Source organism: Acinetobacter sp. BD54 (assembly GCF_044778325.1).
Taxonomy (GTDB): domain Bacteria; phylum Pseudomonadota; class Gammaproteobacteria; order Pseudomonadales; family Moraxellaceae; genus Acinetobacter; species Acinetobacter baumannii.
In genome coordinates, this window is sequence record NZ_JANJEP010000002.1 from 447,760 (window position 1) to 473,564 (window position 25,805).

The 25,805-nt window shown below is 37.6% G+C and carries 26 protein-coding genes; 10 read left to right on the top strand and 16 right to left on the bottom strand.

The genetic code is table 11. From position 1 onward, the window contains the following. Positions 1 to 27 precede the first annotated feature (27 nt). Positions 28 to 516: an Lrp/AsnC ligand binding domain-containing protein gene (locus NQ782_RS04895; protein WP_086230982.1), complete on the top strand. Its 489-nt coding sequence runs from the start codon at positions 28 to 30 to the stop codon at positions 514 to 516. A gap of 32 nt (positions 517 to 548) precedes the next feature. Here the strand turns inward: NQ782_RS04895 and putP are convergent, their stop codons facing one another. The 14 genes from putP to NQ782_RS04965 form a co-directional block, all read right to left on the bottom strand. Then, a complete protein-coding gene (putP, locus tag NQ782_RS04900; RefSeq protein WP_000119795.1) occupies positions 549 to 2,039 on the bottom strand; it encodes a sodium/proline symporter PutP in 1,491 nt (496 codons plus the stop codon). Between the two features lie 407 nt (positions 2,040 to 2,446). After that, positions 2,447 to 3,154: a Sir2 family NAD-dependent protein deacetylase gene (locus NQ782_RS04905; RefSeq protein WP_086230981.1), complete on the bottom strand. Its 708-nt coding sequence runs from the start codon at positions 3,152 to 3,154 to the stop codon at positions 2,447 to 2,449. A gap of 92 nt (positions 3,155 to 3,246) precedes the next feature. Further along, positions 3,247 to 3,621, bottom strand: a complete 375-nt coding sequence (gene gcvH / locus NQ782_RS04910) for a glycine cleavage system protein GcvH (RefSeq protein WP_001016343.1) — start codon at positions 3,619 to 3,621, stop codon at positions 3,247 to 3,249. Between the two features lie 38 nt (positions 3,622 to 3,659). Continuing rightward, entirely contained in the window at positions 3,660 to 4,685 is a 1,026-nt protein-coding gene (locus NQ782_RS04915; RefSeq protein WP_000705524.1) for an AraC family transcriptional regulator, read from the bottom strand. A gap of 108 nt (positions 4,686 to 4,793) precedes the next feature. After that, positions 4,794 to 5,234, bottom strand: coding sequence for a MaoC family dehydratase (locus tag NQ782_RS04920; protein ID WP_000966086.1), 441 nt, complete (start codon positions 5,232 to 5,234; stop codon positions 4,794 to 4,796). After that, on the bottom strand, positions 5,234 to 7,081 hold the full coding sequence (locus NQ782_RS04925) for an ABC transporter ATP-binding protein (RefSeq protein ID WP_004841372.1): 1,848 nt from the start codon (positions 7,079 to 7,081) through the stop codon (positions 5,234 to 5,236). Before NQ782_RS04925 ends, NQ782_RS04920 begins: the two co-directional genes overlap by 1 nt. Positions 7,082 to 7,459: 378 nt before the next feature. Next, positions 7,460 to 7,996 (bottom strand): DUF2058 domain-containing protein, encoded by a 537-nt coding sequence (locus NQ782_RS04930; protein ID WP_000240310.1) that lies wholly within the window; start codon positions 7,994 to 7,996, stop codon positions 7,460 to 7,462. A 3-nt stretch (positions 7,997 to 7,999) separates the two neighbouring features. Beyond that, the gene (locus NQ782_RS04935; RefSeq protein ID WP_001116532.1) at positions 8,000 to 8,680 is read right to left on the bottom strand and encodes a YoaK family protein; all 681 of its coding nucleotides are present in this window, start codon (positions 8,678 to 8,680) and stop codon (positions 8,000 to 8,002) included. A 5-nt stretch (positions 8,681 to 8,685) separates the two neighbouring features. Further along, the gene (gene sstT / locus NQ782_RS04940; protein ID WP_000889008.1) at positions 8,686 to 9,888 is read right to left on the bottom strand and encodes a serine/threonine transporter SstT; all 1,203 of its coding nucleotides are present in this window, start codon (positions 9,886 to 9,888) and stop codon (positions 8,686 to 8,688) included. Positions 9,889 to 10,310: 422 nt separating this feature from the next. Continuing rightward, on the bottom strand, positions 10,311 to 10,619 hold the full coding sequence (locus NQ782_RS04945; RefSeq protein ID WP_000651464.1) for a metalloregulator ArsR/SmtB family transcription factor: 309 nt from the start codon (positions 10,617 to 10,619) through the stop codon (positions 10,311 to 10,313). Between the two features lie 474 nt (positions 10,620 to 11,093). Then, entirely contained in the window at positions 11,094 to 11,660 is a 567-nt protein-coding gene (locus NQ782_RS04950) for a TetR/AcrR family transcriptional regulator (protein WP_000037059.1), read from the bottom strand. Between the two features lie 336 nt (positions 11,661 to 11,996). Continuing rightward, positions 11,997 to 13,160 carry a cupin domain-containing protein gene (locus tag NQ782_RS04955; protein WP_057092768.1) on the bottom strand — a complete coding sequence of 388 codons (1,164 nt, stop codon included), beginning with the start codon at positions 13,158 to 13,160 and terminating at the stop codon, positions 11,997 to 11,999. A gap of 30 nt (positions 13,161 to 13,190) precedes the next feature. Then, positions 13,191 to 13,784, bottom strand: coding sequence for a nucleoside triphosphate pyrophosphatase (locus NQ782_RS04960; RefSeq protein ID WP_000812866.1), 594 nt, complete (start codon positions 13,782 to 13,784; stop codon positions 13,191 to 13,193). Then, the gene (locus NQ782_RS04965) at positions 13,784 to 14,167 is read right to left on the bottom strand and encodes a DUF2237 family protein (RefSeq protein WP_000022187.1); all 384 of its coding nucleotides are present in this window, start codon (positions 14,165 to 14,167) and stop codon (positions 13,784 to 13,786) included. The genes NQ782_RS04960 and NQ782_RS04965 overlap by 1 nt, the downstream gene beginning before the upstream one ends. Positions 14,168 to 14,305: 138 nt before the next feature. Between NQ782_RS04965 and NQ782_RS04970 the strand changes: the two genes are divergently transcribed. The 3 genes from NQ782_RS04970 (at position 14,306) to fba (ending at position 17,019) form a co-directional block, all read left to right on the top strand. Beyond that, entirely contained in the window at positions 14,306 to 15,493 is a 1,188-nt protein-coding gene (locus tag NQ782_RS04970) for a phosphoglycerate kinase (RefSeq protein WP_001011093.1), read from the top strand. A 124-nt stretch (positions 15,494 to 15,617) separates the two neighbouring features. Continuing rightward, complete coding sequence (locus NQ782_RS04975; protein ID WP_001049824.1) at positions 15,618 to 15,860, top strand: hypothetical protein; 243 nt, start codon at positions 15,618 to 15,620, stop codon at positions 15,858 to 15,860. Between the two features lie 121 nt (positions 15,861 to 15,981). Further along, complete coding sequence (gene fba / locus NQ782_RS04980; RefSeq protein WP_001174011.1) at positions 15,982 to 17,019, top strand: class II fructose-bisphosphate aldolase; 1,038 nt, start codon at positions 15,982 to 15,984, stop codon at positions 17,017 to 17,019. A gap of 116 nt (positions 17,020 to 17,135) precedes the next feature. Here fba and NQ782_RS04985 read toward each other — a convergent pair whose 3' ends face one another. Both NQ782_RS04985 and NQ782_RS04990 read right to left on the bottom strand, forming a co-directional pair. Beyond that, positions 17,136 to 18,446 carry a peptidylprolyl isomerase gene (locus tag NQ782_RS04985; RefSeq protein WP_000850087.1) on the bottom strand — a complete coding sequence of 437 codons (1,311 nt, stop codon included), beginning with the start codon at positions 18,444 to 18,446 and terminating at the stop codon, positions 17,136 to 17,138. Further along, positions 18,446 to 20,887, bottom strand: coding sequence for an LPS-assembly protein LptD (locus NQ782_RS04990; RefSeq protein ID WP_057092770.1), 2,442 nt, complete (start codon positions 20,885 to 20,887; stop codon positions 18,446 to 18,448). The genes NQ782_RS04985 and NQ782_RS04990 overlap by 1 nt, the downstream gene beginning before the upstream one ends. 120 nt (positions 20,888 to 21,007) lie before the next feature. Between NQ782_RS04990 and NQ782_RS04995 the strand changes: the two genes are divergently transcribed. The 6 genes from NQ782_RS04995 to NQ782_RS05020 all read left to right on the top strand — a co-directional run bounded on the left by NQ782_RS04995 (position 21,008) and on the right by NQ782_RS05020 (position 25,803). Further along, the gene (locus tag NQ782_RS04995; protein WP_057092772.1) at positions 21,008 to 22,021 is read left to right on the top strand and encodes an aminoglycoside phosphotransferase family protein; all 1,014 of its coding nucleotides are present in this window, start codon (positions 21,008 to 21,010) and stop codon (positions 22,019 to 22,021) included. After that, positions 22,021 to 22,710, top strand: a complete 690-nt coding sequence (murU, locus tag NQ782_RS05000; RefSeq protein WP_057092774.1) for an N-acetylmuramate alpha-1-phosphate uridylyltransferase MurU — start codon at positions 22,021 to 22,023, stop codon at positions 22,708 to 22,710. Before NQ782_RS04995 ends, murU begins: the two co-directional genes overlap by 1 nt. A gap of 87 nt (positions 22,711 to 22,797) precedes the next feature. Next, on the top strand, positions 22,798 to 23,430 hold the full coding sequence (gene rsmG, locus NQ782_RS05005) for a 16S rRNA (guanine(527)-N(7))-methyltransferase RsmG (RefSeq protein ID WP_000553193.1): 633 nt from the start codon (positions 22,798 to 22,800) through the stop codon (positions 23,428 to 23,430). A 21-nt stretch (positions 23,431 to 23,451) separates the two neighbouring features. Beyond that, a complete protein-coding gene (locus NQ782_RS05010; protein WP_000057212.1) occupies positions 23,452 to 24,234 on the top strand; it encodes a ParA family protein in 783 nt (260 codons plus the stop codon). Further along, complete coding sequence (locus tag NQ782_RS05015; RefSeq protein ID WP_000023429.1) at positions 24,231 to 25,118, top strand: ParB/RepB/Spo0J family partition protein; 888 nt, start codon at positions 24,231 to 24,233, stop codon at positions 25,116 to 25,118. The genes NQ782_RS05010 and NQ782_RS05015 overlap by 4 nt, the downstream gene beginning before the upstream one ends. Before the next feature lie 49 nt (positions 25,119 to 25,167). Beyond that, positions 25,168 to 25,803 carry a MotA/TolQ/ExbB proton channel family protein gene (locus tag NQ782_RS05020; RefSeq protein WP_000264035.1) on the top strand — a complete coding sequence of 212 codons (636 nt, stop codon included), beginning with the start codon at positions 25,168 to 25,170 and terminating at the stop codon, positions 25,801 to 25,803. Positions 25,804 to 25,805: the final 2 nt, after the last annotated feature.

Consider the following 25,805-nt stretch of genomic DNA (forward strand, 5'->3'; position numbering starts at 1 on the left):
TTGCCCATTTTTTAGAGGAAAATTCAGATGAATGGCCCATTATTAAGCCTTGATCGCACCGATTTAAAAATTTTGGATATTCTTCAAACAGATGGGCGTATTTCCAACAGCAAATTAGCTGAACTCGTCAATTTGTCTCCAACAGCAGTTATGGCACGAGTGCAGAAGCTCACCAAAGATGAATTCATCTTAGGTTATGAAGCTAAATTAAATCCAATTAAGTTAAAAGCAAATTTTTTGGTTTTTGTCGAAGTCTTACTTGATAAAACCACACCCAATGTTTTAGATGAGTTTATTGATGCAGTCGTGCACTATCCAGAAATCGTTGAATGCCATATGGTCAGTGGGGGATTTGATTTTTTAATTAAATTACGCAGTGGAAGTATGGAGGAGTTTCGACGTATCGCAGGGCAAGTGCTATGGCAATTACCCGGTGTAAAAGAGACTCGTAGTTATCCCGTGATGCAAGTTGTGAAAGATAGTTCAAAAATTAAAATCAAAACTAAAAATAAATAAGGGGCCGAAGCCCCTTTATTTATTTCAATGAGTTATGTACTTTCTTTATAGAGTTTATCTGCTTGCTCAAAGCGACCAGTCACATCAGAGTTTGGCGCTTTGCTGATCAAGCTTACTACGATGATGCTGATAAATGCACAGATAAAGCCTGGAATAATTTCGTAAACACCAGTGCTTGCGAAAAGGTTTTTCCAACCGATTACAACAACAGCACCTACGATCATACCTGCTAAAGCACCTTCTAAAGTCATACGTTTCCAGAACAATGACAAGATGATGAGTGGTCCAAATGCAGCACCAAAACCAGCCCAAGCATAAGCAACAAGGCCAAGAACTTTACTGTCAGGGTTACCCGCAAGCACAATTGCTAGAACGGCAATTGCAAGAACCATGATACGCCCAACCCATACAAGCTCTTTTTGAGATGCATTTTTACGAATGAAGCCTTTGTACAAATCTTCAGTTAGTGCACTTGAACATACCAAAAGCTGACAGCTTAATGTACTCATAACCGCAGCTAAAATAGCAGCTAGAATGATACCGACAATCCATGGATTGAATAAAATTTTAGTCAATTCCATAAATACAGTTTCAGGGTTTTTGCTTACCACACCTGCAAGTTCAGGGTGTTGCTGGAAGTAAGCAATACCAAAGAAACCGGCACCGACAGCACCGACTAAACATAAAATCATCCAGGTCATACCGATACGGCGAGCAGCAGGAATTGATTTTACAGAGTCGGCAGCCATGAAACGTACAAGGATATGCGGTTGACCAAAATAGCCTAACCCCCAAGCCATGGAAGATAAAACGGCCACCACACTTAAATCAGAAATGATGTTAAATGCATGTGGACGAGCAGTTTCAATAAGCGTCACAAACTGAGTTGTGTCACCAATTGCGAGGTAAGTCACGATTGGAGTGAGCAAGAGGGCAAAAATCATTAAGCCCGCTTGGAAAGTATCAGTCCAGCTAATTGCTAAGAAACCACCAATACAAACATAACTGATTGTTGCAATAGCACTTAACCAGATTGCGGTGGTATATGACATACCGAATAAATTTTCAAATAAACGGGCACCAGCTACCATGCCTGAAGCACAGTAAATAGCGAAGAAAACCAAGATAATAACTGCAGAGAAAATACGAAGTATCTTTTTCTGGTCATCAAATCGACTTGTAAAATAGTCTGGCAGAGTGAGTGCATTATTTTGGATTTCAGTATGAACGCGTAATCGACCAGCAACCAGTAACCAGTTAAGCCAAGCACCGATAATTAGACCAATTGCAATCCACGCTTCAGATAAACCAGAAAGATAAATCGCTCCTGGTAAGCCCATGAGTAACCAACCACTCATGTCCGATGCGCCTGCGGATAATGCAGTAACGAAACTGCCTAAACTACGACCACCAAGAATATAATCAGAGAAGTCGCTTGTAGCACGGTAGGCAAATAAGCCGATAAGTACCATTGCTACGATGTACACCATAAACATGATGAGGGTGGGATCAAAATAACTCATAATGGATGTGTGTCCTTATATCCATAATCCGTGATTGTAACCTAATCCAGGTCGCTGTTTTCTTGTACGGCATTTCAAGAGGTTGAGATTCAACCATAAAAGAATTTTTTTGCTCTGTTATCTTTGTGATGTATTTTATGTATCTTTGTGTAAACAAGTGTAAATTTGATTACATGTTATATTTAGTTTAATGAAATCAATTAATTATCAATTTAAAAATAATATCAAAACTTATTAAAAAACTAATAATATAAAAAACTAAAAGCTAAATTCAGTTTTTTAGTTACAAAAATAGTAATGACAGGGTGCCTTTTAAGAAAAGTTATTATTTAGATGAATAATTTCTCATCAATTTTACGCGAAAAAATGGTTTAAATAAGAAAAAAAGAATATCAAAAGAGGAAATATTAACTGGTCAATTGATGAAATAACTCGTGCATACCTTCTGTAGCCGTCATATTTAATAATTTATATTGAGGTGGAACACGAGAATGATCTGCTTGGGGATCTATGTAATACGCTTTGGAATAATGAGGAATCTCGTGGACCAAAGCGGCAACTGGATATACGCTTAATGTTGACCCGATTACAATAAAAATATCAGCACTTTGTACTAAACGAATTGCTTCTTCATAAGCAGGTACAGCTTCACCAAACCAAACGACATGAGGGCGAAGCGGGTAACCATTTGGACAAAAGTCCTGTTCTAAATCGAGCTTCCAACCATTAACTTCATAAAATTGAGTTGTATATTGTGCATCTGGGCCAGAACTTTTCGCTAGTCGAATATTGCCATGTAAATGTAAGACATTTTGGCTTCCAGCACGCTCATGTAGATCATCAATATTTTGTGTAATGACTTGTACATCATAATGGTCTTGTAGTTTAGCAATATATTGATGAGCTTCGTTCGGCTGGGCTTCTAAAATATTTTTACGACGTTCGTTGTAAAAGCGTTGAACTAAAGCTGGATTTCTTTCCCACGCTTCGGGAGTGGCAACTTGTTGTATATCATAATTTTCCCAGAGACCATTACTATCGCGGAAAGTACTAATTCCACTTTCTGCACTCATACCGGCGCCGGAAAATACCACAAGTTTTGTCATATGAATGATCCATTATGAATTTGGTTTTAAATCTGATCTATACATATATAAAAAAACCAGTTAAATCTAAACTGGTTTTTTTATTAAAAACTATATCTATATTATAGACCAGCTTCATACTCTGCATTTGTTAAAAGTTTTTCAACATCTGCAATATTGTCTGGTTTGATTTTATAAATCCAGCCTTTGCCATATGGATCTTCATTTACAAAATCCGGATCATCTTCAAGATCAGTATTAACTTCTACTACTGTACCAGAGACAGGGGCATGAATATCAGAAGCAGTTTTAACTGATTCAACAACTCCGGCTTGTTCGCCAGCTGTTACTTGGCTACCCACTTCAGGAGTTTCAACATAGACCAAATCTCCAAGCTCATCTTGTGCATGGTCGGTAATCCCTGTAATAACAAGGTCTCCTTCAATTTTTACCCACTCATGTGTACGTGCATACTTCAATTCTGAAGGATGGTTCATGACAACTCCTTAAGCTTGTGTCCAATATTTTAATAACATTATAAATAGGGGTCTTTGCGCCAGTTGCTCGGACTGCGACCGCTCCAGCGTTTAAAAGCGCGACTGAAATTTGCGACATCCGAGTAACCAAGTTCATCTGCAATTTGTTCAAGACTATAATCTGTACGCGAAAGCAGAGAGGTCGCATGACGATATCGAACTTCATCTACTAAAGTAGAAAATGAAGTACCTTCGGCTGCCAATTGTCGCTTTAAGGTACGATCTGACATATGTAAATATTCTGCTACATTTTCTATGCTTAAGTAATGTTGTTCAGAATTACTTAAAATATCACGTACACGCATGGCTAGACGGCGGCGTTCGCCTAAAGCAGATAGTTCCGCTTCACATTGGTTAATAGCGATTTGACTTGCGATTGGATCGGCATTAACTAACTTAAAACCTAAATATTTTTTGTCAAAGCTAGAGATTAGATGAGGCTGGTTAAAGCGGATGGTGCTGCTTAGCTTGCTTCTATACTTATCAAAACCTTCCGGTTCTGGAAAGTCTAAATCAACATCGCCCGCTAAATCTTCAATACCCGTAATCGCTTTAGCCATGGTCATAATACCAATAGTTAAACCTAAAACGATCTCAGTACGAAGAGGTTCTAACTCAATATCACATTGCAATTGTAATGTGGCTTTTGGTCCGAAAGTAGAAAAATATAATTGTAAAAAAGGTAAGCGTAATTGGATAAAACGGGCAGCGAGAGCAATCGCTTCTGTAATATCTTTTGCTGTCATTATCGCGTAGCCAATAAATCCGTGAATGGAAATACGCATTTGAGTACCAATGTGGTAACCCAGTGTACTTTCACCGGTAAGATTTAAGGCATGTTTAACCAGCTCATTTGCTACGGGTGTTGAAATACGATATTCAGGATCGGCCAATTGCTCACTAGTAAGATGAAAAGGAGCAAATAATGTTTCATCGTTGTATCCCCAACGTGAAACTACATCTAATAGCAATAAGCCATAGACTCCTGGAATACCTTGATCTTGACGAGCTGAGGTAATTTTCATATGCGTTCCGTTGCTCTCATCAATTTTCTACGTGCATTTCTTACACATCTTGTCATGAAATATAATTTGAGTTTATAAAAACTGTTAGACAATCATATCAACGATTCATTAAACATTCTTTTTAAAGACAACGATTTTTGTCGTTGAAATAAGTAAAACATCCCCATGCTGATTTAAGGCTTGCGTAACGTAGCTTACAATACCACGATCCAATTTTGTTTTGGATGGCGTAATGGCGGAAATTTCAGCTTCAACATGAATACGGTCACCAGGCCGAGTAGGGCGTGGCCAACGTAGACTAGATTCTGAGCCTACTAGTCCACCATGAATCGGCATGCATTCAGTCCATAAGCGCATAGTAATTGCCGAGGTATGCCACCCGCTAGCGGCAATACCTTTAAAGATTGGATCTTCTTTGGCTAACTCTTCATCTGTATGGAAAGGTTGAGGGTCATAGTGGCTTGCAAATTGTTTAATTTCATCAAGTGTAATTTCATACTCACGACTGATAAAACGATCACCAATTTTTAAATCTTCTAAATAAAGCATTAATCTTGACCCTGTACTACTTTTTGCTCAATAAGAAAACCGCCCGTTTGACGTTTCCATAATTGTGCATATATACCATTTTTAGCAATTAATTCTTCATGAGTACCTTGCTCTGCAATTTTACCTTCATCAAGAACAATTAAACGGTCCATTTGAGCAATGGTAGACAAACGGTGAGCAATTGCAATAACTGTTTTATCTACCATCAGGTCATTTAAACTAGACTGAATAGCTGCTTCAACTTCTGAGTCTAAAGCGCTAGTTGCTTCATCTAAGATTAAAATTGGTGCATCTTTTAAGAAAACACGCGCAATAGCGATACGTTGTCTTTGACCACCTGACAGTTTGACACCACGTTCACCCACTTGTGCCTCATAACCTGAACGTCCTTTTAAGTCGACAAGTTGAGGAATAAATTCAGCTGCTTTTGCCTTGTGCACGGCACTTTGCATATCTTGATCAGTTGCATCTGGACGGCCATATTTAATATTTTCGGCAACTGAGCGATGTAGTAGAGAAGTGTCTTGAGTAACTAAAGCAATATTTGCTCTCAAACTATCTTGCGTAACATCTTCAATATTCTGCCCATCAATTAAAATTGCACCTTCTTTAAGATGATAAAAGTGTAAAAGTAATTGGATGAGGGTAGATTTACCTGCACCTGAACGGCCAACGATACCAATCTTTTCACCTGCTTTAATGTGTAGATTAAAGTGATCGATAACATTTTTATTGTTATAAGCAAAGGTCACATCTTTAAATACGATCTCACCTTGTGTGACTGCAAGTGGTTTTGCATCTGGCTTGTCTTGAATATTGATTTTTTTACCAAGTGTTTGCATGCCATCTTGAATGGTACCAACATTTTCAAATAATGCTGACATATGCCACATCATAAACTCAGCCATGCTATTAAGTTTTAAAATCATGGCAGTAGTAGCAGCAATTACGCCTAACGCTGCTAAACCTTGAGTCCATAACCAAACTGCGGTACCAATTACCCCAACAAATAAAACAGCAGACAGTAAATTAATGCTAACTTCAAAAAGAGTGCCTAGACGCATTTGCGCATAGACTGTGGTCATAAACTCTTTCATTGACGCTTTTGCATATTGGCTTTCACGCCCAGCATGCGCAAAGAGCTTTACAGTTTGAATATTAGTGTAGGCGTCAGTTACACGACCAGTCATTACAGCGCGTGCATCGGCTTGTTGTTGTGATACTTTGCTTAAACGTGGAATAAAGAACCATGCGCTTAATAAAAATAACCCTAACCAAACCATAAGTGGAATAAGTAATGTGGGTGAGATTGCACCAAGAACAATACTTACGGTAATAAAGTAAATGCTGACGTAAGCCAACATGTCGCCTAAAATAATCCAGAATTCACGGACTGCTAAAGCTGTTTGCATGACCTTTGCAGAAAGTCGACCAGCAAAATCATTATGGAAAAAGTCTAGGCTTTGTTTTAATAAAAGGTTATGGAAGCGCCAACGCAAGCGCATTGGAAAAGTACTATATAAAATTTGATGTTTTATAATAGATTGAATATTAACAAATAAAATATTGGCAAATAACACGCTAATGAGAATAAGAATGTTTGAAGCATGTTGGCTTAAGAAATTTTCAGGCTGACTATTACTAAGCCAATCTACAAGTTGCCCAATTTTTGAAAAGAGCAGGGCTTCAAAGCTAGCTGCACCAGCTGTACATATAATAAGTAGCAATAAATATGGACGCACACCTTCAGTAGCTTGCCAAACAAATGGGAAAAAGCGTGTTGGTAAGGGCTCATCCAAACCTTTGGTTGGATAAGGATCTACAAGTTTTTCAAACCACTTCAGCATGAATGACTACCTTTATACATCAGCTACTTTAGTAAAATTTCACAATTTAATTTGCAATAAAGTCAGTTAGATCAAACTTAATTAAGGTATTGATCTGTTGGGTGTGTGGATACACGTCAAAGTTTATGTTGTATATCTTTGGCTAAAACTGACATGATTTAGTCAAGACATAAATTTGGAATCGGGAAGAAGCCTAACTAAAAGGCATCGTAAAGACAAAAAATGTTTTATTCATTATATCGATAATAATAGATGAAGTGGTGAATGAATTTGGCTTGAATGTAATTTTTATAAATTTTTTTAATAAATGATAAAATATTAATATTTATTTTAAGCAGTATGAGCCTTTATCCGAATATTGATAAAGGCTCATAACAGTTACCACATTAAGTCATCCGGAATTACATATGCTGCATATGGATCTTCTTCGTCAGTAGTTTGTTCATTTTTCTCAGCATTATTGATTAAAATAAATCCTTTCATTTTTTGATCAATTTTTTCAGCTAAGGCTTTAGGAAGGTAAGCATATTGATCTTGATCTTTAGCAATCACTAAACTGCCTGTAACAAGTGCATTATAAACTTGCTGAGATAGGTAAACCTTTTTAATCTTATTCTCGTCAATAAATTGATAAGCCACATCTCCGGCAAAATCTACAATTTTGTGTTGCTTGATCATTTGAATGATTGAAGCCTTTAATGCTTTTTCTTCGAGTTGCTGCTGCTTTTCTAGATTCAAAGCTTGATCTTTTGCTTGTTTCTCTTTTTGAGCTTTTTCAATATTAGCTTTAATTTCTGCTTCATTGCTTTGACCAGTACGCTGCTCATGCTGAGCTTGTTTGGTAAGTTTTTTCGCTTTTTTATTGTCAACTAAACCAGCTTTGAGTAACTGAGCTTGTAAGGCATTTTTAACCATGACTTAATCCGAATTTGAAGAGGAAGAACTATGAAAGTAAACTGCCCAATACGAAATACTGAGAGTTAAGCTTAAAATTGCTGGAAGCAAAAATGATTGCAATTTTAAATAAGGGTGAACTAAAGCAGCAATTATACCGCCAGATAGAAAACCTATAAAAATAAGTAGATGCAAAATAATGCGGCGATTCTCTACTTTTAAACCTCGTGCTATATAACCAAGTGCAAGCCCAAGATCTGTTAAGACACCCGATAAGTGAGTAGTCCTAATAATGGTTCCTTTATAGTGACTTACCATTGCATTTTGTAGCCCCATGGCGACACAAGCCCATAATAGTCCATATTTTGGAAAATAAGGCAGCAGTAACCAACAGAGAAAAATAAATAGTGAAACTAGACTTAAAGGAAGGCCATACCGGCGGCCTAATTTGAAATGGCTATTGCCTAGAATAAAACCACTGTAAAATGATCCACATACATAACATAATATAACTAGTACTAAATATATGATGTGTTCAAACTGCCAGTTTACCAAACTCATGGCTAGCATACTGACATTACCAGTCATATGCGACACCGATTGATGTAAAAGGGTGATAAGCCCTAATACATTAATCATTCCGGCATTTATTGCCAGTAAGAAGGCGCCAAGTTGGAACCAGTTTGGTAAACTTTGAAATGGCATGTTCTCTATGAGTTTTGTCTTGAGCGAATATCAACTGCGGCTGTAAATAAAACATCGGTAGATGAGTTAAGCGCCGTTTCTGTTGAATCTTGTAATACACTAATAATCATACCCACTGCAACAACTTGCATTGCAATTTCTGATGAAATACCAAATAAGCTACATGCGACTGGAATTAGAAGTAGGGAACCACCTGCAACACCAGATGCACCACATGCTGAAACAGTCGCAACTACAGATAAAATAATCATTGTTGCCAAATCAACATGAATTCCTAACGTATGCACAGTTGCTAAAGTAAGTACAGTAATCGTAACTGCTGCACCAGCCATGTTAACAGTAGCACCTAAAGGAATTGAAACGCTCGCAGTTGAAGGATTTACGCCTAAACGTTCAGCTAAATCAAGGTTTACAGGAATATTAGCTGCTGAGCTGCGTGTAAAGAACGCTGTGATACCACTTTCTTTTAAGCATTTAAATACTAATGGGTAGGGATTACCGCGAATTGTTAAACCTACTAGAATTGGGTTAATCACTAGAGCAACAAACAGCATTGTTCCTAATAGAACAGCAAGTAATTGTGCATAACTTTCAAGTGTTGCTAGTCCAGCATCTGCAAAAGTTACTGCAACTAGACCGAAAATACCAACAGGTGCAAACGCAATAACTTTATGAATAATAGCGCTTACAGCATGTGAAACATCCTGCATTACTTGTTTGGTTGTATCCGAGCTATGACGCATTGCTAAGCCAAGACCAATTGCCCACGCAAGAATACCAATAAAGTTCGCTTCACTGATTGCTTGAACAGGGTTTGCAATAAAACTTAAAAGCAGATTTTTTAATATATCAGCGAGACTACCAGGCGCTTGCAAATTATTATGAGAAACAGTGTTGAGATAAAGCGTACTAGGAAAAGATAAGCTAGCGATCACAGCACTAAAAGCAGCTAATAACATACCTACTACATAGAGTAGTAATACTGGGCGTAAATTTGCACTATGACCGACTTGGAAGTTGGCAATAGATGAGAGAACCAGTACAAAGACTAAAATAGGAGCAACCGATTTTAATGCTTTAATAAATAGTTCACCAAACAAGCTTAAGTACGGCGTAACGGTTGGAAATAATAGTGCGACGCCTATCCCTAAAATAATGGCGATAATAATTTTAGTGACTAAGCTTAATCGAGAAAAGAATTCAAGCATATAAAGGCCTTATTAACCTATTCATGGCTAAAGGTTGAACAAGCTGAGTATTTTATACGTAAGTGATGTGAATCTTAAGCTTTTTTATATCAAGTCATCAGTTTTATAAGGTTTGGTAATATTAAGTATTTGTTTTTAAATAAAGAAAATTGATTGGTTAAAGTTTGGCATCTGATGTTTTGCTTATATTACAGCCAGTAACGCTTAAGTTCTTATTATTTGCCATAAAAATTAGTGAAGAGGGAGAAAAGATATAAAAAGAAATAGGAGAGGTTATTTTTGTTTTTTAATAGATTGGAATGCTAGAAAAACTACGCGAATTTTCAATCCTCTTTGCTCGGATAATTACCAGCTACCAAGTTGAAAAATCGCATATTTCAGGAATACATTAATATTATTATAATTTTATAAGTTTAGAGCAGTTATTCTATGCAGTATAACTGGTAAAGCATATTTAAAATTGAATGCATCTTATCATCCTTGATCGAATAGAAGATTTGCTTGCCATCACGACGTGTTGAAACGACATCACTTTTACGTAGCATCATCAATTGTTGTGAAAGGGTGGGTTGGGTGATTTGTGTTTTCTCTTCAATTTGAGAGACATTTAACTCCTCATGGGCTAAGTGACATAAAATTAATAAACGGTCAGTGTTAGCTAAAGATTTTAATGTTCCTACGACTGAATCCGCCGCATTTTTCATTTCTTCAATTTGGAGTCCATCTTTCATACTTTATACCTATATCAATATGGCCGGCATAGTATAGATTGATCTTAAGAAAATGAATGTAGCAAAACTAATCAATCCAATTGTTTTTGTTGAAAAGGTTTATAAGTGTAATTGATAAATATATAACATTATTAAGGTAAAACAAGAATTTGTATTTGTTTTGTGTCAAAAGTGTTGCTTTGTGTGAGAAGCGTAATTGTTAAGTATAAATGAAACAAAGTCAAAGAAAATAAATTCTATTTTTCTGTCTATCAATAGTTAAATCTGATTTATATATAAAAGGGCAAGAAAAAAAGATTGTGTTTTTATTTTCTAAAGTTATAATCGACCCTGTACAGACAGGTCTGTATATTCTAGTTTGGGATGATAATTTAAAAAAATGTCAAACTCTAAGCTAGAATGACTTTCAGACGCAGCGTGATGAATAAGAAGAAGATTCAACAAGATAAGAAGAATAATATCACGCTTTATTTTTTAATGTGCAATTTTTTCAAATTCAATGAGTTTCTCTACACGCTTCCAATAGTCATCAATTTTTACTGAACCATGCTCAACTTGAGCTTGAATGGTCATACCCTCTAAAATATTGACTAAAAGCAATGCCAAAGGTCGAGACTCTTCAATTTCATATTGAATAAGAAGATCTTGCATTAATTGTGTTAACCAGATTTTGTATAAAGTTGCTGGTTGATGTGTTGACGGGTATTGTTTTAATACTTCTTCTAAGGCTTTTTGGAACATGCAACCATTAAAGTCTTCACTATTAAACCAATCTGAATACCATAAAAAGATGGCTTTAATACGAGCTAGTGGGTTGGTTTCGTCTTCTTTAGAGATTGCCGCAGTAAGAGAATTTTGTAAAAGTGAGTTTCTTAATAATAAACACTCTTCAATAAGTTTCTCTTTTGAAGGAAAGTATTTATAAAATGTCATTTTCGCTACACCAGATTCACTGATGATACGATCTACCCCTATAGAATTATAACTATATGAATTAAAAAGTCTTAAAGCAGTGGTAATAATGTCATCTTTTTTTGACATATTTTAGTAGCCTCACACAAATATTTTGCTATTAGCCTAAAGGTCGAGTGTACAAATAAAAAGCACGAACGCGAAATTTTACATTGTATTGACTGTTATTGATAGAAAAAAATAGGTTTTTTAAAAATAATAAAAGGACAAAACTCAATGCTAAGCATTAATTTTTTTATAATTGAATAGCTATGTTTAGTAGTTAATTTTTTGATTTGGTAAGGTGGTTTTTACTATAAGTGGGCCTTTATAACTTTGATTTAAAGATTGGTATATTTAAACATGTATTTATAAAAGAAAAAAGGAGAAATTTTATAATTTCTCCTTTTATATATTTAGTTAGTATTACTCTGCAGGAGGTAACAACATAAGAATTGAATTATTCAATAATTGAACAATGTTTTCTAAAATATCTGTATTGTTAAGCTCACTATTGAAAGGAATGCTTTTCCCATCGGCAATCGATTTGAGTTGGGTGGCAAAAGATTCCACAATCAGTAATTCTTCTCCATTACCCCAAAACTTTAAAACGCCATTTTGTTCTGTATAAAGTAGACGCGAAGCAGGTTCGAGTAGCAGCTCATAGCCATCTGACAAAATAGCATTTAGGTCTTCAACCTCTATTTCATCTGGTTCTGGAATATTGTCTGGATATTTAGGCTCGCTCATGTACGACATGAGGGCAGCATCAAGTACTTTTGAATTTTTCAATTGAGCTAGCACTAAATCTCTTAAATAAGCCAACTCTTCCGTGTTTATTTCCCCAATTTGAGGAGGATTCTTACGGGTAATATCGACAACAGGATTTTGAAGTAATTCATCAGTAGCAAATTGATCGCTAATTCTATCGATCATGCCTGAAATATTAGGCATACGGAAACCAAAGGAGAAAGTTAAACAATCATCTTCGGCAACGCCATAATGTGATAATCCAGGTGGAACATATAATAAGTCGCCAGGAGCTAATACTTCATCAAAATGAACATCTATTTCTGGTAGCAACTTTAAAGGTTGATTAGGTACAAATTCAGTGCTTGCATCACACATTTGGCCGAGTTGCCAGCGACGATGACCATATCCTTGAACAAGAAAAACATCATAAAAGTCAAAATGTTTTCCTACTGAACCACCTTTTGGGGCATAAGAGACCATAATGTCATCACGGCGCCATTGCGGAATAAAAGGAAATTTCTTCCACAATTCAGCTATATCAAATGAATAATGGTCTACTGCTTGAACCAAAAGTGTCCATAACTTTGGTAGTTTTTGAAAATCACCTTTAGTTAAGGGAGATGATTTTACATGCCATTCATTTGGATTTTTATCTTTTTGACGGATAAGACGAGCAGTTACATGGTCTTCTAAAGCGAGTTCTTTTACATCATTCGGCTCTAACATACCCACAATTTCAGGCATAGCATTACGTACAAGTAATGGTTTTTTCTGCCAATACTCTGTTAAAAACTGTTCAGCAGTAATACCGCCTAAAACGGTTAAAGCTTCTGTCATGGAAATAACCTATAAATAAGCTAATAAATATTAAGGAATTTGGAGGTTGAGTTGTCTTAAAATCTGACAAAGCTGAATCATGGGTAAACCCATCAGCGTGGTTTGGTCTTGGCCTATCATTTTTTCAAATAAACTAATGCCGAGACTTTCACACTTAAAACTTCCTGCGCATTGTAAGGGCAGATCTAAGTCGACGTATCTTTCGATTTCAGGCGCGCTTAAATTGCGAAACTTAACTTGATAATGCTCAACAAGCGTATGTTCAAAACTTTTTTCAAGGCACTGCACACTTAAAGCAGTACTAAAAAAGACTGTTCGGCCAGAGTTTGCTGCTAATTGAGCTTTGGCATTTTCAATTGTTAAGGGTTTGCCAATAAAATCATGAGGAGCATGCTCTCGCCATGCAACCTGATCTGATCCAATTACAATTGCTTCACGATTTTTTTGTGCAATTACTTGTGCTTTAGTAAATGCCAGTCTTTTTGCTAAATCATCGGCATGCATTTCACCACAAGGACTCTCGTCAATATCTGGACTAATGCAGATATATTCGATTCCTAAACGATTCATTAAATCTTTACGTGTCTGACTGCTTGATGCCAAAATAATTTTGGGTTGTTTCATTACACTGCAAATTCCATTAATACATCTAATGGAACATAGCTCAATACAGCTTGATGACAAGCATGAAGTTTAACAGGGGGTGCTTGACCAGCTTGATAAGCTTCTACCCAACGAGTTACACAAATGCACCAGAAGTCTCCCGGTTGTAGGCCAGGGAAGCCTGCTTCAGGTAGAGGAGTGATCAGATCGTTTCCGACTTTTTGTGAAAAATTTAAAAACTCAGAAGTCATTTGGGCGCACACCGTATGTTGACCAAGATCTGTTACGGCTGTATGGCAAAAACCATTCCGGAAGTAGCCAGTAATAGGGTCAAAACAACAGCTTGCTAAGGGTTCACCTAAAACATTTAAACGATTGATTTGTGGATCTGGATGAATAGACATAATGGATGAAATATTAGATGACTACCTCTATCATAATCAAAACTTTGGCTTTCTACAGCTTTTATGCAAAAAAACTAACCTTTTTTGATGTAATCATTTAAAATTGGCGCGTTTTTAAAATCATAAAGAGAGCTTTACATGAATTTTCAGCGCATGACTGACCTTAATTTAGCAGGTAAACGTGTCCTTATTCGTGAAGATTTAAACGTTCCTGTTAAAAATGGTGTGATTACCAGCGATGCTCGTTTACGTGCCGCACTTCCAACAATAAAAGCTGCTTTAGAAAAAGGCGCTGCTGTAATGGTATTTTCACATTTAGGTCGTCCTGTGGAAGGTGAGCCAAAGCCTGAACAATCACTTGCACCAGTGGCTGCATATTTAACTGAAGCATTAGGTCAAGAAGTTAAATTATTTACTGATTATTTAGATGGTGTTGAAGTTGAAGCAGGACAAGTTGTTTTGCTTGAAAATGTTCGTTTTAATCCGGGTGAAAAGAAAAATAATCCTGAACTTGCACAAAAATATGCAGCTCTATGTGATGTGTTTGTAATGGATGCTTTTGGTACTGCTCACCGTGCAGAAGCTTCTACAGAAGGTGTAGCACGTTTTGCACCTGTTGCAGCGGCAGGCCCATTATTGGCTGCTGAATTAGATGCACTTGGCCGTGCAATGCAAACACCTGAAAAACCAATGGTGGCAATTGTCGCTGGTTCTAAAGTTTCAACAAAACTTGATGTATTAAATTCATTATCTGGTATTTGTGACCAACTGATTGTGGGCGGTGGTATTGCAAATACTTTCTTGGCGGCTGCTGGTTACAATGTTGGTAAATCTTTATATGAAGCTGACTTGGTTGAAACTGCAAAACAAATTGCTGCTAAAGTAAGTGTTCCACTTCCTACAGATGTAGTTGTAGCTGATGCTTCACAAATTAACTTCGAAGATTTCTTAGGTTCTTTGGCAGCAGCGCAAGCAGTAATTAAGAAAGTTGAAGATGTCACAGCAAATGATATGATTTTGGATGTTGGCCCTGAAACAGCTAAAGCATTTGCAAATATATTAACAACTTCAAAAACGATTCTTTGGAATGGTCCTGTTGGTGTATTTGAAGTTGATCAATTTGGTGAAGGTACTAAAGCACTTTCTCTTGCAGTTGCACAATCTGATGCATTCTCAATTGCTGGTGGTGGTGATACTTTAGCTGCGATCGATAAATATAATGTAGCTGATCAAATTGGTTATATTTCAACAGGTGGTGGTGCATTCCTTGAATTTGTTGAAGGAAAAACATTGCCAGCAGTTGCCGTTTTACTTGAACGTGCTTAAAAACTGTTATATTGAAATAAGAAGGGATTGAGTTATCAATCCCTTTTTCATTGATAAGTCATTAAATTGTCATATTCCTGAAATAATATAATGAGTACTAAATCACCAATTGTGGAAAATAGTGATGAATTTAAAACTTACCTTTGCTGCTTTGTTAATTGTCCCAATGATGTTGACTGCTTGTGCGAAAAAAGAAGAGGCGACTCAAGCAGGCCAAGATGCGGCATCTACAGCTGTTGCTGACAAAGTAACTCCTGAACAACAAGCTGCAATCGATGCGCTTGATAAGCCAGTTTTAGATGAAAAGAATACAGATGTAGTTGAAGGTAGTGCATCTAGCGAGACGGCTGCTTCAGAAACGCATTAATTTGTTGTTTTTTGTTAAAAATTCCCTGCAAATGCAGGGATTTTTTTTGAAATACTGTGATTTGTTGCTGAATTGAAATAAATGACAAGGTAGAATAAGCCGCACTACCTGGGAGGATATTATGGCACTCATTTCAATGCGCCAGCTCTTGGATCACGCTGCGGAACATAACTACGGCGTACCAGCATTTAACGTAAATAACTTAGAACAAATGCGTGCAATTATGCTTGCCGCAGATGCTACCAATTCACCTGTAATTGTTCAGGCATCTGCTGGAGCTCGCAAATATGCAGGCGCTCCATTCTTACGCCATCTTATTTTGGCTGCAATTGAAGAATGGCCACACATTCCAGTGGTAATGCACCAAGACCATGGTACAAGCCCTGATGTATGCCAACGTTCTATTCAACTTGGTTTTAGCTCAGTGATGATGGACGGTTCATTAGGCGCTGATGGTAAAACTCCTACAACTTACGATTACAACGTAGATGTAACTCGTCAAGTGGTAGCAATGGCTCATGCTTGTGGTGTATCTGTTGAAGGTGAGATCGGTTGCTTAGGTAGCCTTGAAACAGGTATGGCTGGAGAAGAAGACGGTGTGGGTGCAGAAGGTGTACTTGACCATTCTCAGCTTTTAACCTCTGTTGAAGAAGCAAAACAATTCGTTGCTGATACAAATGTTGATGCTTTAGCAATTGCTGTAGGTACTTCACACGGTGCTTATAAATTTACACGTCCACCTACAGGGGATATTTTAGCAATTGACCGTATTAAAGAAATTCATGCGGCATTGCCAAATACTCACCTTGTAATGCACGGTTCAAGCTCTGTACCACAAGAATGGTTAAAAGTAATTAACGAGTTTGGTGGTAATATTGGTGAAACTTATGGTGTACCAGTTGAACAGCTTGTAGAAGCGATTAAACATGGTGTACGTAAAATCAATATCGATACTGACTTGCGTTTAGCTTCAACAGGTGCAATTCGTCGTTTCATGGCGGAAAACCCAGCTGAATTTGACCCACGTAAGTATTTCGCTAAAACTGTCGATTCAATGAAACAAATTTGTATCGATCGTTATGAAGCTTTCGGTACAGCTGGTAATGCTGACAAGATTCGCCCAATTTCTTTAGAGAAAATGGTTGATCGTTATAAATAATTCCCGTTAGGGTTTGATTTATAGAAACCGGTTATTTATATAACCGGTTTTTTATTGGCTGAGTTTTTTTATAAAAAACCTGTGATCAACACAGGTTTTAACGCCAAAAGATTAACTTATTTTTGTAAGTTCTTTTTGTCGAGGCTTGGATCTTTAATTTCTACATAAGCATTTGCACGGACTTCACGTAACCAGCTATCAATTTCAGTGTTAAATTGACGCTCACCTAAAATTTGACGTGCCATACGCTCTTGATATTCATGTGTCATATCTTTTTCGCGTTTGTCTGTCACTTGTAAGATATGCCAGCCGAATTGAGTTTGGAAAGGTTCACTAATTTCACCTACAGGAATTTCCTGCATTTTTTTATCAAACTCAGGAACCATCATACCTGGCGTAACCCAACCTAGACTGCCGCCATCACGTGCTGAACCTGTATCGTTTGAATAAGTTGCAGCAAGAGTAGCGAAATCTTCACCCGCTTTTAATCGCTTGTAAATGCTATCAATAATTTGTTTCGCATTTTCAGGGCTTACCACTTCGGAAGGTTGAATAAGAATATGGCGTGTTTGATATTGCGGTACTAATGCTTTCTGTTCATTTTGCTTACGTTCTAAAAGTTTTAGAACATGTACACCATCGCGTACAGAAATTAAGTCAGTTGTTTGACCGTCTTGCAGTGGAGTAATACGAGCAGCAAGTTCAGCCGGTATATCAGAAAGAGGACGGAATCCCATATCTGCACCTTCAACTTTTACAGTTGCAGTTGAAAGCTTTTTAAGAGCGTTTAAATCATTGTTTTGAGCAAGTTGTGAACGAACTTCTTTTGCTACATTTTGAACTTCTTGAGGGTTATCTCCGGAAATTCGCATATGAATCACATGGGCTTGATTACCTAAAGCAGCTTGTCCTTGTGGTGACTTCAAGAAGTTATCTACATCTTGATCACTGATTTTAATGCGAGACATAACTTGCTGTTGACGCAGACGATTAATTGCTAAATCTTCAGCAATACGGCTACGTAAGTTTTCATAAGTTCCAGGTGCAATCGCATCTAATTTTTGTTGAAAGGCTTCTAGGCTTTTGCTACCTGATTGACTTGCAACTTTAAGTACAGCCTCATTTAGACTTTTCTCATCAGGTTTGATGCCATATTTTTTAACTTGTTCAAGTTGTGCTTGACGTAAGATGAGCTGGTCTAATACTTGAAATTGTAAGTATTGTTGAGGTGGAACTTCTTTTTTTTGTGCTTGCAATTCGTGAGCTGCTTCAGCCATTCCTTGTTCAAGGTCACTTTTTAAAATTACGCTATTGTCCACAATTGCCACAACTTCATCAGTAGGTTGGGCAAAACTATGCATTGATGAAGATATTAATACAGCAAGGGTTGTCGCTTTAAAAAACTGTTTAAGATGTTTTGTCTTCATTAACGTTGTGTCCAAGATTGATTAATTTTGTTAAAACCTAAAACGCGATTTTCAAGTAAAGACGCGAGTTTATTGTTTAAACCACCTAAACCTTTGAGTGTAATTTCGGCCATGATCGCGCGCTTTTCACTAACATCTGGAGATTTTGGATCGTCTAGATCGTTATAGTATGAACGGCCATAGACAGAAATGCCCCAGCAACACGATTCATAATTAACACCTAGTAATAATTCACGGGCAACATCATTGTCCATGTCATATTGTACGTGCCCCATAATACGCCAATTGTCTTTAATTGGTTGTATAAACGATGCAACAACTTGGTCATAAGTGTCTTGACGACCAGGAATATCTTTACGATAGAAATAGCCTAAGTTATATAGATTTCCTTTATCGCCTGTATAGTAAAGTTGAAAATCACGCTGTGCATTATCACCATTTGACATCCATGCCGAGTTGGCAGCAATGGTAAAGTTTTGATTAAGTTGACTTGATAAGCTAACAACAGGACCTGTATTACGTTCAGTATCAATTTCATCTTGTTGTTTCAAGGTGACGCGGCGATCTTCAAAATAATAGCTTTGGCCCACACTTGCGCGTAAACGCTCTAAGCCTACTGTGTCAAAAAGACTATAGCTTACACCTAACGATAAAAAGTTATTGTCTTCAAGGCGGTCATGTCCATAGAAGCGGTAAGGGTTAAATAACTGATCGTAACTAATTGACGCAGTGGTTGAGTCAAAGTTTGGGTAGCCATCTTGATTTTTGTATGGCGCATAGGCATAGAAGGCGCGTGGTGTAAGTGTTTGTAAATATTTGCCCTCACGTTCAAAATTCAATCCAGTGTCCAATGTAAATTGTGGCACAACGACTGATTTGTTTTCAGAACCGCCATCTAAACCTTGAGAGGCGATACTGTCTTTGTCATAGAAGGTTTGAATAGAACGTACAGAAACCTCAGGAATTACAAAGGCTGCTGGTGTTCGATAGTTATAACGTGTTGCAAACTGGTTATAAATACGCGTACCGCTACTTTCTTGTGCAGAATCATCGTTAATTGATTTCTTAAAATAAGCAGTATCGTTATTAAATTCGTATTGTAGTCCTAGTGGATTACCAGTGACATAATTTAATAAAAATTGAGGTAAGCGGGCGTATGGTTTATTGACGTCTTTTACTTCTGGGTCAAGGGTCTGGAAATCTTCGACTTTAAGCTGTGCTTTTAAACCCGGAATACCATGCTGATAGTTAAGTTCCCAAGCTCTACGTAAGTTAAGATCTGTTTTAGAGATAGGGCTACTATCTAAATCAGAGAAGTAGTCTTTATCTGATGCGTAATTGTATTCAAGGTTGGTAGACCATTGGTCATTGATATCCCAATTATGTAAAAAATGGAAATCTTTACGGTCTTTATCATCATATTCTTTATCAGATGGCAAAATGCCGCCCCAAATCTGTCCGGCACCAAACCCATCCGTCAAATATCGGAATTCACCTTGTAACATTGCACCACGATCTGCTAAGTATCGTGGCGTAATTGTTGCATCGTAATTAGGCGCAAGGTTTAAATAAACAGGAACCGAAAGTTCAATACCACCATCGTTTGAGAAACCAAATTGTGGGTTGAGGATACCTGTAGTGCGGCGGTCATCAATCGGGAAGTTAAAGTAGGGAACTGCTAGAACTGGAACATCTTTTACATATAGTTTTGTTCCGCGCGTAACACCGCGCCCAGTTTCTTGGTTCAACTCAATTTTGTTGGCTTGAATTTTCCAACCTGGTTTCTGGCCTGGCGGACAGGTTGTGTAAGTCGCATCATTGAGAACCATTACATTCGGAGAGGTTCTCTCGATCTTCCCAGCATGACCATGGGCATGTTGTTGTTCAGAAATATAAAAACTATTATCTAAATTTCCGGTTTGAGTCTTTAGATTGTAATCAATTTCATCACTTTGAGAGAGTAAGCCGCCTTGAGCTAACTGTACTCGGCCTTGTGCATGTGCAAATGTTTGAGTTTTATCGATGGTGACTTTATCGGCACGAACTGTACGGCCTTCCTGATCTATCACCACGTTTCCTTCCAACACAGAGTCGCCGGCAGGGTTGTAGTGCCCATAATCAGCCGTTACAACTGAAGTAGCCTTATCTGCATCTAACGCTTTAGTTTCAGGATTAATTGGTGTAATCCAAGTTCCTTGGCAGAATGCTGAACTCAAATATTTATTATTGCGCAATTGCGCCTCAGGAGCAGATTTATCAACATAATATTGTTGAAAGAATTCCTGCCCTGGATAGGCTTCCTTAATACTCGCCTTAAGTTGATTATTGTCTATGTTGGAGACAACACCAGCTGACTCAGCATAACTTGATTGTATGGAGCCACTACATAAGAGCGTAAAAATAGCGGTCGCTAAAGGATTAAATTTAAACTGATGCTTCATTGTCTCATTAACCAAGTATGCTAATTCACAATTAATTATTGTCGCATCATAGAGAAAAAGTTTATAAGTGGCTACACTTAACCCTTCAAAAATCTCAGCTTGTTTTAGATTTTATTGCAAATGAATACACAACGTGAACAATTGATACATACATGGCTTACATCTGTTCTTGAAAATGATCAATTTCAGATCGCTTATTTAGCAGGGGATGCAAGCTTTCGACGTTATGCTCGCATCCAGTTACAAAATAAAACGTATATGCTTATGGATGCGCCTCCTGAAAAAGAAGACTGTGTTCCGTTTGTGACGATTGACGAGTTTTTTGCAGGGCATGGGGTTCGGGTACCTCAGATCGTTGCAAAAGATATAAATCAAGGTTTTTTATTGTTAGAAGACTTTGGTGATGTGCTGCTGTCTACATTGTTAAACGATGAAACAGTTGATCAATATTATGAACAGAGTTTTAAACAGCTTATTCATTTGCAATCGATTAATGGTGCTGAACATTTTCCGGCTTATTCTTATGAAAAGCTTTTATCGGAAATGCAGTTGTTAACAGATTGGATGTTACCGTCACTCGATATCCATCCAACAGCTGAGCAAAAGAAAACTATTGATGATGCATTTGATTTCTTGGCTCAGGCAGCATTAGCTCAACCGCAAGTTATTGTACATCGTGATTTTCATAGCCGTAATTTAATGAAAATTGCTAATGAAGAAGAATTGGGAGTAATTGACTTCCAAGACGCGGTTATTGGTGCTGATACATATGATTTAATCTCGATTACACGTGATGCATACGTGCAGTGGAATGCTGAGCGTGTTTATCAATGGTTTAAAGTGTTCTATGAGCTTTTACCAGCATCTGCTAGACAAAACCGAAGCTTTGACCAATTTAAACGTGATGCTGATTTAATGGCAATTCAACGCCATATCAAAATTTTAGGTATCTTTGTCCGTTTGTTCGAGCGAGATGGTAAGTCTGGTTATTTGAAGGATTTACCGCGAGTCATGTGGTATTTACTTGAAGAGAGCCGTGGCTATCATGAGCTTGATGACTTCATGGCATTTATTCACAGTTCAGTAATGCCTAAATTTATTGAAAAATATGGCCCTTATGAGGTTGCAGCATAATGAAAGCAATGATTTTAGCTGCTGGCTTGGGCAATCGTATGCGTCCACTCACACTATATACACCAAAGCCTCTGCTTGAGGTAGGGGGTAAGCCACTTATTGTGTGGCATATTGAAAAACTTAGGAAAATCGGTGTGACCGAAATAGTCATCAATTCTGCGTGGTTAGCCGACAAACTCATCAGTAACTTGGGAGATGGCTCTCAATTTGGTGTGGATATCCGTTGGACACGAGAAGAAGAAGGGCTGGAAACAGCTGGCGGAATTATTAATGCTTTGCCACTGCTTGGAACAGATCCTTTCATTCTGGTGAATGGAGATGTATGGACTACAATGGATTTTGAAGCTCTACGCCATATTAAGTTAAATGATGATTTGGCACATCTTGTATTAGTTGATAATCCTAAACAGCATCCCGAAGGCGACTTTACATTATTAAATGGACGCGCTTTTGCGTTTGATCAAGATGTGAAGGGCGAGAACCTCACGTTTAGTGGTGTATCTGTTATCCATCCTAAGCTTTTTGATGGATTGGAAGCTGGTAAACGTCCTTTAGCCCCACTGTTGAAGCAAGCCATGCACAATCAAAAAATATCTGGTGAAAAGCTTAAAGGTGCATGGGTGGATGTGGGAACGCCTGAGCGTTTAATGGAGCTAGATTTGCAAATTCGTGAAGGCTTCTACGATTAACTGCGTAATCGCTAATCGTTAACTAGTGTTCCACGATGCATAAATGGGTATACTTTGTTTTAAATTTTACTTAGATGTTATCTGTTTATGCATCCGTTTTTTCAAGAGTTACAACAGGGTAGTCAAAAATTAGGTTTATCGCTTAGCGATGAAGCTTTGACATTATTGTTGAAGTATCAAGATGCTTTGGTACTTTGGAACAAAGCTTATAATCTAACAGCGATTCGTGATCCGAAAGAAATGTTAGTGAAGCATTTGTTGGATAGCCTAAGTATTTTGAAAGATTTGCCAGCAGGTCGTTTGCTCGATGTAGGTACAGGTGGTGGCATGCCAGGCATGATCATTGCTTTATGTCAGCCAGAACGCTCTTGTGTATTGCTTGATTCAAATGGTAAAAAAATTCGTTTTTTGAAACAGTTTATTGCTGACCTTAAGCTTAAAAACGTAATAGCTGTGCAAACGCGTGTTGAAAATCAAGATACAATTGATGAACTTGGCCAATTTGATGTAATAACAAGTCGTGCATTTGCATCATTAACAGATTTTGTTGAGGCTGCGCGTCCATATTTACATGAGCAGAGTATAATTGCCGCGATGAAAGGACTGATTCCAGTTGAAGAAATGGAAGAGCTTAAGCAGGAATTTTCATGTAAAGTGATTGAACTGCATGTACCGAGACTTGATGAACAACGTCATTTACTTTTACTTCAACGAATTTAAATAAAAAGTATTAGGGTTACCATGGCTCAAATTATTGCGATTGCAAACCAAAAGGGTGGTGTTGGTAAAACAACGACTGCAGTAAATCTTGCAGCGTCACTAGCTGTATTGAAAAAACGTGTGCTACTTGTCGATATAGATTCGCAAGGTAATGCTACGATGGGGTCTGGTATTCAAAAGAATGATCTACTTTACTCAATTACGGATGTGTTATTGGGTGAAGTGCCAATCGAAACGGCAATTCAAAAAGCTGAGGTTGGATATAAAGTTTTGGGTTCAAACCGTGAACTTTCTGGTGTCGAGCTTGCCATTGCAGAGCAAGAAGGTCGTGAGTTCATTTTAAAGAATGCTTTGAATGAAATCCGAGACTCATTCGATTACATTATTGTTGATTGCGCGCCTAGCTTAAGTTTAATTACCGTGAATGCTTTAGCTGCAGTAGATGGTGTAATCATTCCAATGCAATGCGAGTACTATGCATTAGAAGGTTTGGCAGATTTAACTCAAACGATCGATCGTATTCAAAAAGCGTTAAATCCAGATTTGGAAATTATTGGTGTTTTACGCACCATGTATGATGCGCGTAATGCCTTAACTCGCGATGTATCTGCTGAGTTGGAACAATATTTTGGTAAGAAACTCTACGACACTGTGATTCCACGTAATGTTCGTTTGGCTGAAGCTCCAGCGCATGGTTTGCCAGTGATTTATTTTGAAAAAAGTTCGAAAGGTGCAGTTGCATACTTAAATCTTGCGGCTGAGATGTTAAAGAAAAGTAAAGTGAAGAAAGGAAGTAAAGTATGAGCATCAAAAAACGCGGATTGGCGAAAGGTCGTGGTTTAGATGCATTACTTGGTTCAATTCAAAAAGAAAAATTACAACTAGAAGCTCAAGCGCTTGATCATGGTCAGTTAAAGCAAATTGACGTGAAGTTGTTGAAACGAGGTGAATATCAACCACGTCGTTTTATCCATGAGCATGATTTGCAAGAGTTGGCATCCTCTATTGAAAAACATGGGGTAATGCAGCCAATTGTTATTCGTCCTGTAGATGATGAAGCTCATCCTTACGAAATTATTGCAGGTGAGCGTCGTTGGCGCGCAGCTCAAATTGCTGGCTTAACGGAAATCCCTGCAATTGTTCGTGATTTAAATGATCAGGTTGCTATTGCTTTAGCACTTATTGAAAATATTCAACGTCAAGATTTAAACCCGATAGATCAAGCGTTGGCGCTACAACGATTCCATGATGAATTCGGTTTAAGCCATCAAGAAATTGCTGATACAGTCGGTAAAGCAAGAACAACGGTAAGTAATTTATTACGTCTGTTGAGCTTGGCTGATGACATTAAAGAATTTATGCAGCAAGGCCAGCTTGATATGGGGCATGCTCGTGCCATCTTAACTTTAAAGGGCAAAGAACAACTTGAAGTTGCAAAAATTGTAATTGAGAAAGGATTATCTGTTCGTCAGACTGAGCAGTTAGTGCGCGATTGGAACGAGCCTAAACAGGAAAAGGAAAAAGCTCCTGTTGCACCAGACATTGAGCAACTAACTCAGAAATTATCAGAACGTTTTGGTGCCAATGTTAAAATTGATCATAACCAGAAAGGTAAAGGTAAGCTTGTTATTCACTATCATTCACTCGATGAGTTAGATGGTATTTTGAATATTTGTTTACCAGATTAATTCTAAGTTAGGTCATATATTTCTAATTTATATTCTTGGGGAAGAAAATATGTGGGAACTTGTGAAAGCGGGCGGCTGGTTAATGCTGCCTTTAATTTTGTGTTCAATTTTAACCGTCGCAATTAGTATTGAGCGTTTTGTACGTTTAAGACGTTCACAAGTTTTACCTAAAGTACTAATGAATGATGGCAGTGCAGATATTTCTGTTGTCATAACAAATTTGGAACAGGATAATAATGCGCAAAGCACGGCATTGGGCAATATTCTAAAAGCTGGTTTTGAGCATCAGGAACATGGCGAACAATTTGCTCGAGCACAAATGGAAGCTATGGCTTCTCAAGAAATTTCTTATTTAGAAAAAAATATTAACTTCTTAGGGACCTTAAGTGCTATAGCGCCTCTACTAGGGCTGCTTGGAACAGTTGTGGGAATTATTGAGTCTTTTTTGGTTATTGATTTTGGTTCGGCAGGTAGTCCTAGTTTAATGATTCCCGGTATTTCCAAGGCTTTGATCACAACAGCAGTTGGTATGCTCATTGCAATTCCTGCACTTATTTCCTATCGATATTTTCAAAGAGTAGTGCAAGATTATATTGCTGAGTTAGAGCAACAATCTACGCTATTTCATGCCTCATTGTTTTACAAACGTTCTTCAGTCATGCAAGAACATCGCCGCGTTGGTTGATG

What these genes read in the sequence shown, in the direction of transcription:
- NQ782_RS05015 (WP_000023429.1), top strand. Translation starts at nt 24,231, where the DNA reads ATGAGCATCAAAAAACGCGGATTGGCGAAAGGTCGTGGTTTAGATGCA.
- NQ782_RS04970 (WP_001011093.1), top strand. Translation starts at nt 14,306, where the DNA reads ATGAATTTTCAGCGCATGACTGACCTTAATTTAGCAGGTAAACGTGTC.
- NQ782_RS04975 (WP_001049824.1), top strand. Translation starts at nt 15,618, where the DNA reads ATGAATTTAAAACTTACCTTTGCTGCTTTGTTAATTGTCCCAATGATG.
- NQ782_RS04985 (WP_000850087.1), bottom strand. Translation starts at nt 18,446, where the DNA reads ATGAAGACAAAACATCTTAAACAGTTTTTTAAAGCGACAACCCTTGCT.
- gcvH (WP_001016343.1), bottom strand. Translation starts at nt 3,621, where the DNA reads ATGAACCATCCTTCAGAATTGAAGTATGCACGTACACATGAGTGGGTA.
- NQ782_RS05020 (WP_000264035.1), top strand. Translation starts at nt 25,168, where the DNA reads ATGTGGGAACTTGTGAAAGCGGGCGGCTGGTTAATGCTGCCTTTAATT.
- NQ782_RS04960 (WP_000812866.1), bottom strand. Translation starts at nt 13,784, where the DNA reads ATGAAACAACCCAAAATTATTTTGGCATCAAGCAGTCAGACACGTAAA.
- NQ782_RS04930 (WP_000240310.1), bottom strand. Translation starts at nt 7,996, where the DNA reads ATGGTTAAAAATGCCTTACAAGCTCAGTTACTCAAAGCTGGTTTAGTT.
- NQ782_RS04955 (WP_057092768.1), bottom strand. Translation starts at nt 13,160, where the DNA reads ATGACAGAAGCTTTAACCGTTTTAGGCGGTATTACTGCTGAACAGTTT.
- NQ782_RS04990 (WP_057092770.1), bottom strand. Translation starts at nt 20,887, where the DNA reads ATGAAGCATCAGTTTAAATTTAATCCTTTAGCGACCGCTATTTTTACG.
- NQ782_RS04920 (WP_000966086.1), bottom strand. Translation starts at nt 5,234, where the DNA reads ATGCTTTATTTAGAAGATTTAAAAATTGGTGATCGTTTTATCAGTCGT.
- NQ782_RS04915 (WP_000705524.1), bottom strand. Translation starts at nt 4,685, where the DNA reads ATGAAAATTACCTCAGCTCGTCAAGATCAAGGTATTCCAGGAGTCTAT.
- NQ782_RS04895 (WP_086230982.1), top strand. Translation starts at nt 28, where the DNA reads ATGAATGGCCCATTATTAAGCCTTGATCGCACCGATTTAAAAATTTTG.
- sstT (WP_000889008.1), bottom strand. Translation starts at nt 9,888, where the DNA reads ATGCTTGAATTCTTTTCTCGATTAAGCTTAGTCACTAAAATTATTATC.
- NQ782_RS04925 (WP_004841372.1), bottom strand. Translation starts at nt 7,081, where the DNA reads ATGCTGAAGTGGTTTGAAAAACTTGTAGATCCTTATCCAACCAAAGGT.
- fba (WP_001174011.1), top strand. Translation starts at nt 15,982, where the DNA reads ATGGCACTCATTTCAATGCGCCAGCTCTTGGATCACGCTGCGGAACAT.
- NQ782_RS04935 (WP_001116532.1), bottom strand. Translation starts at nt 8,680, where the DNA reads ATGCCATTTCAAAGTTTACCAAACTGGTTCCAACTTGGCGCCTTCTTA.
- putP (WP_000119795.1), bottom strand. Translation starts at nt 2,039, where the DNA reads ATGAGTTATTTTGATCCCACCCTCATCATGTTTATGGTGTACATCGTA.
- NQ782_RS04965 (WP_000022187.1), bottom strand. Translation starts at nt 14,167, where the DNA reads ATGTCTATTCATCCAGATCCACAAATCAATCGTTTAAATGTTTTAGGT.
- rsmG (WP_000553193.1), top strand. Translation starts at nt 22,798, where the DNA reads ATGCATCCGTTTTTTCAAGAGTTACAACAGGGTAGTCAAAAATTAGGT.
- NQ782_RS05010 (WP_000057212.1), top strand. Translation starts at nt 23,452, where the DNA reads ATGGCTCAAATTATTGCGATTGCAAACCAAAAGGGTGGTGTTGGTAAA.
- NQ782_RS04945 (WP_000651464.1), bottom strand. Translation starts at nt 10,619, where the DNA reads ATGAAAGATGGACTCCAAATTGAAGAAATGAAAAATGCGGCGGATTCA.
- NQ782_RS04950 (WP_000037059.1), bottom strand. Translation starts at nt 11,660, where the DNA reads ATGTCAAAAAAAGATGACATTATTACCACTGCTTTAAGACTTTTTAAT.
- NQ782_RS04995 (WP_057092772.1), top strand. Translation starts at nt 21,008, where the DNA reads ATGAATACACAACGTGAACAATTGATACATACATGGCTTACATCTGTT.
- murU (WP_057092774.1), top strand. Translation starts at nt 22,021, where the DNA reads ATGAAAGCAATGATTTTAGCTGCTGGCTTGGGCAATCGTATGCGTCCA.